Source organism: Paraflavitalea sp. CAU 1676, from assembly GCF_029223285.1.
Classification (GTDB): Bacteria; Bacteroidota; Bacteroidia; order Chitinophagales; family Chitinophagaceae; genus Paraflavitalea.
Genome location: NZ_JARHUJ010000001.1, coordinates 39,729 through 52,575, shown reverse-complemented (window position 1 = coordinate 52,575; position 12,847 = coordinate 39,729). Strand labels below are relative to the sequence as shown.

At 44.3% G+C, this 12,847-nt stretch carries 8 protein-coding genes and 2 tRNA genes; 5 read left to right on the top strand and 5 right to left on the bottom strand.

Going from position 1 to position 12,847, the window contains the following annotated elements:
• Positions 1 to 309 precede the first annotated feature (309 nt).
• Complete coding sequence (locus tag P2H89_RS00215) at positions 310 to 882, bottom strand: RNA polymerase sigma-70 factor (RefSeq protein WP_275824444.1); 573 nt, start codon at positions 880 to 882, stop codon at positions 310 to 312.
• 268 nt (positions 883 to 1,150) lie between these two features.
• Between P2H89_RS00215 and P2H89_RS00210 the strand changes: the two genes are divergently transcribed.
• From P2H89_RS00210 to P2H89_RS00195, 4 genes are all read left to right on the top strand, one after another.
• Positions 1,151 to 1,224, top strand: a tRNA-Ile gene (locus P2H89_RS00210).
• Positions 1,225 to 1,322: 98 nt separating this feature from the next.
• Positions 1,323 to 2,069, top strand: a complete 747-nt coding sequence (locus P2H89_RS00205; protein ID WP_275824443.1) for an outer membrane beta-barrel protein — start codon at positions 1,323 to 1,325, stop codon at positions 2,067 to 2,069.
• A 233-nt stretch (positions 2,070 to 2,302) separates the two neighbouring features.
• The gene (gene hflX / locus P2H89_RS00200) at positions 2,303 to 3,490 is read left to right on the top strand and encodes a GTPase HflX (protein ID WP_275824442.1); all 1,188 of its coding nucleotides are present in this window, start codon (positions 2,303 to 2,305) and stop codon (positions 3,488 to 3,490) included.
• Between the two features lie 44 nt (positions 3,491 to 3,534).
• The gene (locus P2H89_RS00195; RefSeq protein ID WP_275824441.1) at positions 3,535 to 3,891 is read left to right on the top strand and encodes a Rieske 2Fe-2S domain-containing protein; all 357 of its coding nucleotides are present in this window, start codon (positions 3,535 to 3,537) and stop codon (positions 3,889 to 3,891) included.
• 109 nt (positions 3,892 to 4,000) lie between these two features.
• Here P2H89_RS00195 and P2H89_RS00190 read toward each other — a convergent pair whose 3' ends face one another.
• On the bottom strand, positions 4,001 to 7,012 hold the full coding sequence (locus P2H89_RS00190; protein ID WP_275824440.1) for a PAS domain S-box protein: 3,012 nt from the start codon (positions 7,010 to 7,012) through the stop codon (positions 4,001 to 4,003).
• Positions 7,013 to 7,250: 238 nt separating this feature from the next.
• On the opposite strand from P2H89_RS00190, the gene P2H89_RS00185 reads away from it, so the two are divergent.
• Positions 7,251 to 7,324, top strand: a tRNA-Asn gene (locus tag P2H89_RS00185).
• A 386-nt stretch (positions 7,325 to 7,710) separates the two neighbouring features.
• On the opposite strand, the gene P2H89_RS00180 is transcribed toward P2H89_RS00185, so the two are convergent.
• The 3 genes from P2H89_RS00180 to P2H89_RS00170 form a co-directional block, all read right to left on the bottom strand.
• Complete coding sequence (locus tag P2H89_RS00180; RefSeq protein ID WP_275824439.1) at positions 7,711 to 8,037, bottom strand: YegP family protein; 327 nt, start codon at positions 8,035 to 8,037, stop codon at positions 7,711 to 7,713.
• 8 nt (positions 8,038 to 8,045) lie between these two features.
• A complete protein-coding gene (locus tag P2H89_RS00175) occupies positions 8,046 to 8,654 on the bottom strand; it encodes a HEPN domain-containing protein (protein ID WP_275824438.1) in 609 nt (202 codons plus the stop codon).
• Positions 8,655 to 8,900: 246 nt separating this feature from the next.
• On the bottom strand, positions 8,901 to 12,653 hold the full coding sequence (locus tag P2H89_RS00170; RefSeq protein WP_275824437.1) for an Eco57I restriction-modification methylase domain-containing protein: 3,753 nt from the start codon (positions 12,651 to 12,653) through the stop codon (positions 8,901 to 8,903).
• Between the last annotated feature and the right edge of the window lie 194 nt (positions 12,654 to 12,847).

The following is a 12,847-nucleotide window of genomic DNA, read 5'->3' as shown; positions in this document are numbered from 1 at the left end:
GTAAATTACAGGTAACGAGTTTACCCAGGTTATGCGTACAGTAATTTTAAATTTGCCATTTCGAGCAAACCCGCCATGGGACTGCATCCGCCAATCTACTTCGGCAAAAATCCGCGTCCAGCCTGACTTTGAGGCCTGTTGGCTCGCCGTTCCCCCGGACTTACCTCGGAGTTCCCCCGAACTTCCTTTGGGCCTAATGGGGGCCTACTCAAAGTGTACTATGGGACTGATCGGAGAGTGATCTAGGGGTGTCTACAGGGCGCTTTTTGTGTGTGCTTTTCTTACAACGATGGTAAAATAATAGCCGGCTTAAAACTTCACAATCTTCTTGAGGTTCACATTGAGGGCTTTGCCGATTTTGGCGAGGGCGATGGCGAGTTGGTTGTCAATGGTTTTTACTGAAATGCCCAGAATTTCGGCCACCTCTTTGTACCGCAACCCATCTTCTTTGATCAACTTGAAGACCAGCTTGCAACGGGGTGGCAGGTGCGTAATGGCCTGTTCTACCCGGGCCAGCATTTCGGCCGTCATCATCAACTGTTCGGGATTGTTGTAGTGGCTTTCGAGCTCTACGTGGAGATCATCGATGGTGATGGAAACCTGTTTTTGCTGCTTCAGCAGGTATTTAAGGGCGGTATTTTTTGTGCTGATGTATAAATAGACCTTGAGGTTATGGATCTCTTCCAGTGTGGTGCGGCGTTGCCAGATGCTGATGAATACATCCGAAACGATCTCTTCCGACATTTCATATGAGTGGCAAAAAGTGTGAGCGAACCGCATCAGGGGCTTATAAAATACACAGAACAGCTCCTTATAAGCAGATTCATCGTCATATAAAGCTATACGACGTTGTATTTCTTTGATGTGAGCAAGCTTCGACATAGCAACCGGCTAAATAAAGACCATCATTCCAGTACCATAGCTGCCTGCACAAGTTAAATCAAAAAATAAAGCAGATTTCTTCCCCATAGTAATCGAATTTCTCTAATTTTGCCACTCTCCCGAAAATCGGGTATAGCTCTTTTAGTCCGGCGTGAACCGGTTAAACGTTGCAGAGAGTGCCTCAGACTGTAGATCGGATCGATCAACAGTTTTAAGAGGCGAATGGTTTGATCAGTTCTTTTATTTACATATTTCCTCCTTACGGAGAGGGCCCTTAGCTCAGTCGGTTAGAGCACCTGACTCATAATCAGGGGGTCGTTGGTTCGATACCAACAGGGCCCACTTTTTTACTTGCCCATGGCCTATGCTATGGGCATTTTTTTAACCTTAACCTTTCATTAACCCTTCGTAGGATACATTTGATCAATTATTTATCTGGTATGAAACAAATCCTGACGCTTTTCTTTGCCCTGGCTTCTATGACTGCTGTAGTGGCCCAGGACTCTACCAAAACATCCCTGCCCAGTAAGAAAAAAGATTGGAGTAAGGTTAAACTCACCAACCGTGCCAACGACCACTTCATGCTGCAGTTGGGATACAATAGCTGGTCTCAAATACCAGATACGATCAACACCAAGGGCCTTCCCCGTACTTTCAACGCCTACTTCATGTTTGACCTGCCCTTCAAAAGCGATCCGCGCTTCAGCGTAGGCATCGGTGCAGGTGTAGGATCTGATAATATGTACTTCGATAAGATGGACATCGACATTACCGGACGCCGCGGCAATACGCTCAGTTTCCGCAACCTGGCCGACACCAACCACTTCAAAAAGTACAAACTGAATACTACTTACCTCGAAGCTCCTATTGAACTGCGCTTCGTGACCAATCCCGAAAACACCAACAGAAGCTGGAAGATCGCGGTTGGCGGTAAGATAGGAACCCTGTTGAGCGCGCAAGTAAAGGGTAAAACCCTTGAAAGCAAGTCGGGCGCCACCATCAACGCCTACACGATGAAGGAGAAATCCAAGCGTTATTTCAACGGCACCCGTTTGGCGGTTACTGCCCGTGCCGGTTACGGAGCGCTGGGCGTCTTCGCCAGCTACCAGGTAAATGCTTTCATCAAGGAAGGCTTTGGACCAGATGTTCGTCCCTTCCAGATCGGCTTGGTACTGAGTGGATTATAAAATACTCCGGCCCGTTTGAGACGGTCTGGTTTACATAAGAACTTAAAAAGGCGCTCCACTTGGGGCGCCTTTTTTCTTTAAAATTGGTATGGCGCGCTGGGCTGATCAACTATGCATAGTTTAAGAATTATGCGTTCCGTTTTGGCGGGAATACGCTCTGGAAACGATGGCCTTTACACAAAAACAGGCATTGCCGATAGAATGGTTATTTTTGCACCCAAAATATTTAGTCGTTGTTAGAGAACAAGAACATTATTCAAAAAGAGGAGAAAGCCGTACTAGCCGGATTGGTGTACAAGACCCAAACAGAAGCGCAGGTTAAAGAGTACCTCGATGAGCTGGCATTCCTGGCCGAAACTGCCGGAGCCACCGCCGTAAAGCGCTATATTCAGAAACTCCCGCACCCCGATAGCAAAACCTTTCTCGGAAAGGGAAAGCTGGAAGAGATCAAGGCCTTTATTACCGGAAGGGATATCAACCTTATTATATTCGATGATGAGCTCACGGGCTCACAGATCTCCAATATTGAAAAGGTATTAGAGATAAAGGTGATCGACCGCAGTGACCTTATTCTGGACATATTCGCCCGCCGCGCCAAGACGGCCCAGGCGAAAACGCAGGTAGAGCTGGCCCAATACCAGTACCTGATGCCCCGCCTGAAAGGGATGTGGAAGCACCTTGAACGTTTGGGTGGTGGTATCGGCACGAGAGGTCCCGGTGAAACGGAGATCGAAACCGACCGTCGGATCGTAAAGGAAAAGATCGCTTTGTTGCGCAAGCGTCTGGGCGAGATCGATAAGCAGTCGTTTATCCAGCGAAAAGACCGGGGAGAGTTTATCCGTGTGTCACTGGTTGGGTATACCAACGTGGGCAAGTCGACCATCATGAACCTGCTGAGCAAAAGTGATGTGTTTGCCGAGAATAAGCTCTTCGCTACGCTGGAGACTACCACCCGGAAAGTGGTTTTTGAGACGACGCCATTCTTATTGAGCGATACGGTAGGATTTATCCGCAAATTGCCGCACCACCTGGTAGAGAGCTTCAAGAGTACACTCGATGAGGTGCGCGAGGCCGATATCCTGTTGCATGTGGTTGACATTTCTCATGCCCAATACGAAGATCAGATCAATGTGGTGAATAGTACACTGCAGGAGCTGGGCGCTTATGACAAGCCGGTGATCACCATCTTCAATAAGATGGATCTTTATGAAAAGAATACCTTCGATCCCTGGCTCGAGGAAGAAGTGAAGACGGAGATTGTAAAGGAGCTGAAGGAGCGTTGGGAAAATACCCTGCAGGGCAATTGTGTATTCATATCTGCCCTCGAGCGACGGAATATGGAAGAGCTGCGTAACACCATCCTCAACAAGGTGAAGGAGCTTTACCAGATACGTTATCCTTATAAGACAACTTATTTCTAAAAGATAGTTTTGAGGCCGGCGACTTCGTCGCCGGCTTTTTCATTATGGCTGCACAACAACTCAACTGGCATAAGGTAGCAGAAGGCGAGGCAGAGCTCATACTGAGCGAAACCAAGATCGCCGTGGTGGAAGTGAAAGGCAAAAAGATCTGTCTGGGTAAGTACCAGGAAGAGTGGTTTGGGTTTGCCTATAAATGCCCGCATGCCAGTGGCATCATGCAAGACGGCTATATCGATGCGCTGGGCAATATCGTGTGCCCCCTGCATCGCTATAAATTCAGCGTCAAGAACGGACGCAATACCAGCGGCGAAGGATATTTCCTCAAAACGTACCCCGTACAGCTTCGCGAAGACGGAATGTTTGTGGGGTTGCCTGATGCGGGATTGTTTGGGAGCTGGTAGACTAGACCGGGGTCTAGTTAACAGCTTCGGCGTTTATTAGCGGAATTAAATCAGACTCGCATTACAACCCGCCCGTCTTCAAACAAAAGTTTTCCGAGGCTGCGGTCTCCTAAGCAAGGGTTTTCTCGATCTCCATTTTTATCATCGGCGCTACATGGTAGTACGCTGCGATCGATTCGTTGATCATGGGGAGTATTTCCTTGAGGTGTTGCTGACTGCGTGCGTTGGTCTCGATGGTGGCCATTTTTCCCAACAGGTCTTTTACCTGGATGATGCCGAGGCTGCTTTTTAGTTTATGGGCGAGATCGTATACCGCTTTCCAGTTTTCCTGAATGGCTAGCTCTTTCATTTCTTCAAGCCCCGCCGGTACCATGCTTTCAAATACTGTGTATATCTCCCGGATGGCTTTGTCGTTGTTCAATTGCATCAGCAGTGATATGTCAAATACAGGCGTAATATTATCGGAACTTCCTTCAGTCCGGCCGTCGCCATTCTCATGACCACGTTGCAGCAGGTACCGATCCAGGCAACGGCGTAATTCTTCCGGAGCAAAAGGCTTGGCCACATAGTCATTAGCGCCTATTTGCAGGCAGCGCGACTTTTCATTGCGCAACACACTGGCGGTTAGCACCACGATTGGAACATCCAGCTTCAGCTGGCGACGTATATAATCGGTGGCCTGGAAGCCATCCATCAACGGCATGTGCAGGTCCATCAGCACCAGGTCGGTCTTATTCTTCTCGAGCCAGCGCACAGCATCTTTACCATTTTCCACTACCGATACTTCTATTTGGTACTGCTCCAGGTTATACTTGAGCACGCGCTGGTTTACGTCGTTGTCTTCGACGATCAATACATGGTGTCCGGCGTATCCGTCGAGCTCGTTCACCGGAGGTGCGATCTGAACGCTGGTACGTGCCACTTCCTGCGCACTGGAAATGCCGAAGGGAAGCACTACGGTGAAGGTAGTTCCGGCGCCGGCCTTGCTGCTCACCTGTATACTGCCTTTCTGCATTTCGGCCAGCCGCTTGGTGATGGCCAGGCCTAGACCCGTACCGCCAAAGCGACGGGTAGTATCGGAAGAAGCTTGTGAGAAACTTTCGAAGATCAGACCGAGCTGTTTGGTATCGATACCGATGCCGGAGTCGCTCACCTGGATGCAGAGCGTGGCTTGTTGGTCCTTGATCTCTTGCAGGTTGATCTCTAGCGTCACAAAACCTTTCTCCGTAAACTTGATGGCGTTGCTAAGCAGGTTGTTTAAAATTTGGCTGAGCCGATGCGGATCACCGACAATATAGGTAGGCACCGAAGGGTGGAGCAGGGTAGAGAAACTGAGTTGCTTTTCGGCAGCCTTCATGCGGAAGGTAGCGTTGACGGTTTTGAGCAGTTCACTGAGGTCGAAGGGTATTTTTTCAATGCTGATCTTACCGGCTTTGATCTTCGACAGGTCGAGAATATCGTTGATCAATACGAGCAGGTTGTCGCTCGACTGTTTGATCATCTGCACATATTCACGCTGTTGCTTTTCGAGCTGGGTTTGCATGAGGAGGTTGGTCATACCGAGAATGCCGTTCATCGGGGTACGTATCTCATGGCTCATATTGGCAAGAAACTGTTCCTGCAGGGTTTCTGCTGATTCTGCTTTTTGCCTGGCCAGGATCATCTCCTGGCGTGACTTCACCATTTCGGTAATGTCTTTCATGAAGCCGCTCACGCCGAGCAGGTTATTGTCTTTATCGTATAGCGGAAACTTAATGGTCAACAGGTGGTGGTCGCCATCGGCCAGCCGCAGCACATCTTCCAGCTCGACCGGCTTGCGGGTTTTGATGACTTCCTGGTCGGCAATGTTGTAGCGATCGGCCGACTGCTTGTTGCCCTGTACTTCAAAAACTGTTTTCCCGAGGATGTCGTCGTCGCTTAATCCAAACACTTCGCGGCATTGGCGATTGGCCAGCAGGTAGCGCCCTTCGAGATCTTTTACATAGATCATGAGGGGGGCGTTGTCGAGGATGGCCTGAATTCGGTATTGATATTCTTTCTGCTCGGCCTCTATTTTCTCGAGCTTTTGGCGAACGAGCTCCTGTTCTGTAACGTCTTTCACCACGCATTGAAAGCCTTGTACCCGGCCATCTTTTTCGAGCAGGATGGCGTCTTGCTCTACCCATCGGATACCATTTCCCTTGAACTGGATGGGAAAGGTGAGGGTGGTTTCGCGGATCCGGTTCCTGAATTGGTTGTAGTATTTCTCGGCAACGTCGGGAATATGTTCGGGCGGAATGAGTACTGAGAAATGCTTGCCGATCATTTCATCGGGCGTGTATCCGGTGAGGGTTTCCACCTGTTTGCTGATGAAGGTGAAGTAGCCGTCGATATCGGCGGTATAGGTGATCACGCCGGCGTTTTCGACAAACTCGCGGTATTTGGATTCACTTTTGGCGACCTCGTCTTCTGCTCTGCGGCGCAGCAGGAAGTCGCGATTGAGGCGCGATAGCAAGATGCCGATGAAGGCCAGTACGGCCAATGCTCCAATGATGGAGGTTTGAAGTGATTTGCGGCTAGATTCTTTATTGAGTGCGATGGTTTGCTGGAGCAATACGTTTTGCGCAGTCTTCATTTCGGCGAAGTGGGCCGAGATCTGGTCCATGAAGTTCTTGCCTTTAAGGCCGGCGGAGAGTTTGATGGCGCTATCGATGGATGATTTGCGTGCCTGAATGATGAGCTGTTGAAAGCTGTCTTTTTCGTTGACGAGCTTTGTTACTTCCTCAAGGTGGCCGATCTGTTCGGGATTATTGGACAGGAGCTGACCGGCGGTGGCCAGGCTCGATTTAATGATCTTATTATAGTGGGGCAGGTGGGCGATAAAAACGTAGTCGCCGGAGATGGTGTAGCCGCGAACGGCGGACTCTTTGGAAGTGAGAAGGATCTGTACGGTATCGAGGGCGTTAATGATCCGGTTATTGTGGAAGAGGAGTTGCTGGGAAATTTCGGCACGGCGCCGGTCTTTCCAGGCAGACCATAAGAAGAAGGTAACACCTGCGAGTACGATGGCGCTGACGAATAATATAGGCCTGTATGTCTTCATGGATATCGCAGGCTTGGTAAGCACATTGGATGAAGTCATCGAATAGTAAGTTACTATAATTTGTTGTTGATCAGCTACGAAAAGGCGGGAATGTGAGATGTGATAAGTTGAAAATAATTTCCTAGAAAAATTTGCCCAAAGGCATGGCAGAAATATAAAAATCCCTATTTTTGCAACCCCTTTCAGAACAAGCGGTGAAAAGACAACTAAAGTCCTGACATTCATTCCGAAAAGGGGCTCGCCGATAGCCCGAAAAGGCCAAATTGGCAAGCAATATTCCTCCTTAGCTCAGTTGGTTAGAGCATCTGACTGTTAATCAGAGGGTCGCTGGTTCAAGTCCAGCAGGGGGAGCTTAAGAATTAACAACTTAAAGGTCACTTCGGTGACCTTTTTTGTTTTTTGCCAGCAATTTGCCAAGGGGAGTGGAAAGAGCTTGAATATTTATATCTTTTTCCAATTCAGAATCCAATTCGTGTAGTAAGCTTTATATCGTACACACTCAGCGGCCGTGAGTGGTTATCTAGCTAGATTACTATAATTTAGCTCTTATAACTTTAATATTGGGAAAATCTTAAATCAGTCATGGAGAAACAAAACGGTGTTGCTAATAATGAAGTAAGTAGATCACAGTAAACCAAACTTGTAGCAGAAATAGCTGAAAGTAGTCTTTCGGAAAGGCAAAACAATAGTCTATACAAATATTGTCCCTCCTCTAAAGGCACGGGCACTATTGGAAATCACGAATATTCAACTTTACCAACTCCTGCATTAACCTTAACAGAGTAGATGCCGCTTTCTCTTCCTGACTCGCTAGCGTACATTTCGCTCGTCCCAATAACCTCACCATTATTAGCCTTTAAATTAAAATAGAACAGCCCATTAGACGCAGTCTTTCTAATAAATTTTGAATCGTCTTGCGAATTTGTCTTAACAGACGCTATTCCATTTTCGCAGGAAGACTTTGTAGCATACCCCTCACTTGACAATATTATCTGTCCGTTTGTCGCTATTAATTTGAACTGATATTCGCCATTGGAGCGCTTTGAAACGATAAACTTTCCCATAAGTAAAATTAAACAATAAAATTCTTATTAATCTCAAATACAAGCTTATCCACCGTGTTCTTCCATTTCTCTACTTTTTGTACACTTATTGATGTTATACTGTGGTTCCCACTCCCAGCAACTTCTACTCTATCTGCTCGGTGAACAATATTATGCCTCCTTTTAATCATTTCATTCACTGCTGGAAATAAGCCCTGAATATCAGGTGTCACCACGAGAGCAATGCTGACTAAAGCTTTTGCGATATCAGAGGTATCATTAAAGCTCATTGTCCCTAAATACTCTTTTACCGACTGCTTTATTATTATATCAACGCTTTGGTTTCGATGAGCTACCAGATCACCCAATGTGAATTTTGTAGGCCGACCAATAGCAGAAGTTCCGACAAGAGGAATGGTCTCAATTTTTTCTCGCCCTTGAGTAGGAAGCTTCCATTCCAACAAATTCCTGAGATAGTCCTCCAATGTGGCGTGAGTTAAAACAGTTGTAGCTCTTAATATATCAAGAGAGTTCGCTGGTTTGCGTCCCTGGCCAACTGCTATTGTCTTATACAGGCTAATTAAATTATTAAGCCTGAGAAAATTCTTGTCGAAAGTATACATTATGTCTTCTATCATAAGATTCCTTTTCTTGAGCAAAACCAAACGTATTCCAGTTTTGAACAAACTCGCCTTTAGCAGACACCCTACACATCAAGAAAAATAGTTAATTTTTCTTGAAAAATATAAGGGTCTGAAAAATTGCCTTGTGGAGAATATGGGCGGAAACTCTTCATGTAGATAATGCCCGACATAGCAGTCGAACCCATTCCAATTCTAACAGCTAGTTGATTAAGATATTTGGCAATCAGACACAGTCCCCAATTATGTAGATTCAACAATCTTTATGTCCTCTTCTGTTAATTCGTAAAGCATATAAACCAACTGATCAATTTTACTTTCCAAATTTGAAGTTTCGGTTGCTGGATTATGCTTTTTAATCAACAGAATTTCATCGACCAATTCCCTAATTCTATCTCGCACCTCAACATTTCCTATGGCAATTGGCAATTGGCTAAAATACTTCCAAATCAATTGGTAACCATTCTGAATGGCTGTACAATATTTGGAGATAAGCCACCACCCCATCTTGGAATTCAATATGCCTAAAAGAACCTTATCATCAGATACGATAAACCACATTGAATTATTGCAGTAAACACCATCCTCGTCATAAATGAAACACGGCTTTACCTGAAATACTTGATACATAATTTTGGGTTTCTCAAACTTGTCGTAGTAATCACAAGCTCTCAATTCCCAATAAAAATCTCCTTTGTCTGTCCTATTCTTTGCTTTTTCCTCAAAAGTTTTCAAATGACTGAATAACTCAGGAAATTTTTCCTCAAACCACCCTTCCGGCTTACCCCCCCCAAATTTCCTTGTGAACCCTTTTTCGAATTTTATCAGATAATTAGCTGGACTTCCAGCAACGTAGGACTTCACCTCACGACCAAGCAAAAATGGCCGCAAATGATTTCTATTTTCCGAATTGGAATTAATAAAAACCTCAGCCTTCTCCTTTTCAACCACAAAAGCTTCCGTTAGCCCAGTTTTAATGCCATACTTCCCCATTTCACTGACGTAGTCTCCCAACTTTCTCCCTTTTGCAGCAACTTTCTGCAATAAACTTTGATCTTGTGAATTAGTGACAACCCACGTTTCTTCATTCAGGGAGCTGTGGCTAATTTCGTTAGTTATATTCGAAATATACTTGGGAAAATCTCCAATAAACTCAAGAGTGTCCACTTTCACAGTCCTAAATATTCCCTTAGCTTTTTCCTTACTTGCAGTCAAAATACATGGATACGTAGTGGCTTCCTCGAAAATCTGAAAATCGCCAAAGTCAATTATTTCAATCAGATTCTGGTGTAACAGGAATCTGCGAGCAGGTTGTCCATATCCCGCCTGCATAAATTTGTTGGGCATAATAAATGTAAAAACACCACTATCCTTCAAAATATCAAAGCCTTTTTCAACGAAGAACACATAGACATCTGCCGTTCCCGTATAAAGTTTGAATTGAGACTTAAAATATGGCTTATAATCTTTGATTTCTTCTTGCCTGATATAAGGCGGATTCCCGATTACAACATCAAATCCCAGAAAATTGCCATCATCATCAAGCACTTCAGGGAATTCAAAACGCCATTCGAAGGCATTCTCAAATATCTTATTGGCCTTTATTTCTTCAATCTCTGCTTCAAGCTTTTTTGTCGCATCCGTCAGCTGTTGCACTTTTTTGTTCCACCCTACCTTTTCCTTTTTGCTTACATCAAAAAGACTTTGCATTGTGGACACCTTCAATAGTTCTCCCCTAACTTTTTGCAGGCTTTTAACCTTGGGATCATTTAAAGATATTTCACTTCTAAAGTCAGATTTAATATCTGCAATTAACCTCTCCATCTCCCTCTTCTGTTCCTTGCTCTGAGCATTACGATAAGTATCAACCGCTATTCGGTATCCGTCGATAGTCCACTTGCTTTTTCTAAGCGCCTGCTTCAAGTCCGCATCAATTGCAAAGCGACTTACTAAAGAGTTTCCACACTTGATGTTAATGTCAATGTTCGGAAGCGTTTCAAGTTCGCTTGCACTTTTGTAATAAGCATTCTTCAAAAGCTCAATCCATAAACGCAAACGACATATTTTTACAGAATTTGAATTAATATCAACACCAAAAAGACAATTCTCTATAATAGTTTGCTTCTCGTGAAAGAGTGCTTCCTGTACACGCTGGCTTTCTTTGTTGTTTGGAACATAATCAAAAAGCTCTCCTTCCTCGTCTGTTACAATCAATTCGTCATTAACCACTTCTACTTGATACTCTTTCATTCGCTTGCCGTCCCGATCCAACAATATTTTCAGATCGTTTTTAACAGCAATCAATTCATTAAGAGCAGAAACCAAAAAATGCCCTGAACCAACAGCAGGATCGCAAATTCTTATACTATTAACGATTCTGTTGGCTTCCTTGCGATCTTCAATTTTGTCGTACAAATCTTCGATGCTGTTGCAATTCCATTTCTTGACCTCATTGAACTTTTGAATTACCGATTTGCGGATGGTCTCTCGGCACATATACATAGTGATAAATCCTGGCGTGAAGAATGAGCCATCCTTGTAGCCGTTTATCTTCTCGAAAATCAATCCAAGGACCGAGGCATTGATTAGCGCTTTGTTATCTTCCTGAATTTCCTCTGAACCTTCGCTACCGAAATCGTATGCGTCCAAAAACGAAAAAAGATACTCAAGTGTAGACAAATTTCCCGTTCTCTTTTTGCCAAGCTGGTCTTTCAGTACGGTTTGGGAAAAAATTGGAATGGCTTTATCATCCTTCAGGTTACTTATGAACAAAGTAACCTGCTCAATGTCAGTAGGTTCAAAAAGTGAAGAGTTGAGATATGGCGTTTTCTCAAATGCCTTTTTTACATCGTCGTTTCTTTCTTCATACTTACGAGCCAACACTTGAAAAAACAAGCTATTCAGGTCATCATAGTTTTTGATTTTGTCAAGATTTAGAAACGAATAGGATTTGTCCCCTTTGTGATAGGTAATCAGTTGGGCTTCCAACAGCTTCAAAAACAAAATGCGGTTTATCCAGGTGATGGAAAGTTCGAGGGCAACATTGAATAGTCTTTCATTTTTGGCACTTCCGAACTGCGCTGGCTTTTCAAGTCGGCCCAGTTTGTCCAAACTGTCAAGCTGAATAATGGCATCTTCAAGCATTGTTCCAGTGTGGCGTTCTCCTACCTTGTTTCGCTCAATTAGCTTTTTGCTACCTTCTTTGGTTTCGGTCAGTCCGATAATGTGCAATAATTCACTATAAAAGCGCTTATCGAGACTGTTACTATCATTGTTGAATGGAAGCTTTAAAAGATGTTCAGGTGATAAAAGCTTGAATAAAGCAATCAGTGAATTATCGTCTGCTTTGTTGCTATTGCGTAATGGCTTTTGAAAGTCCTGAAGATTGAAATAAGTGAATTCAATGTCAGTAGCAATGCTATCAATAAACGGCTCGGCAATTTGCTTATAGAAAAAGTCGGTTTTGGTATCAGCCAACCGCCCCCCTTCAAAATCATTGAAGTGCCTTATTAAGTTCTTATTTTGAGCAAACAGTCTATCAAAAAGGGTTGCATCAAAAATGAACCATTCATTAATATTGGTCACCACCAAGTGCTTAACTTCAAAATTTTTTTGCGTAATTCTTTCCCGCAAATAATATAGCACCAACTCCTGAAACGCTTTAGTGTTAATCTTTCTGGCAGTCACCATCTCCGCTTTGTTGGTCGGCTTTTTAGCTTCTATGATTACGCCGACAGAGCTTTTAGCGATGTTGCCATTATGAATAACAAGATCGTTTCGACCCTTGGTATTTACAAAATGGTTGGGGTCGTAGTAGGTTTTTTTTAGAAAGTCAATAACAAGATTCTTATGAAACTCTTCGCTTTCTGTATCGTTTGTCCCATCTAGTAAAGCGACTAAATTGGTCTTGAACCTTTCTACCTCTGCCCTGTTTGGTTTCACTTTTAAGTAGGCCTTGTTAAGCGCCTTTCTCGGCTTCAATTCTTTTAACTCCATCTATAATCAATATTCTTTATAAAAGTTGGTTAAGGTTTTCAAACGGGGCTCTAAAAGCTTCAGCACAGAGAACTCATTTGCTATGTTAAGATTCGTTTTTGTGAAGTTGAATACTTTTATACTCCTATCTGCTATGATGTTACCCATTGATTTAAAGGTCTAGACATGTCTAATGGGCGTGCAAACCGGAAGTC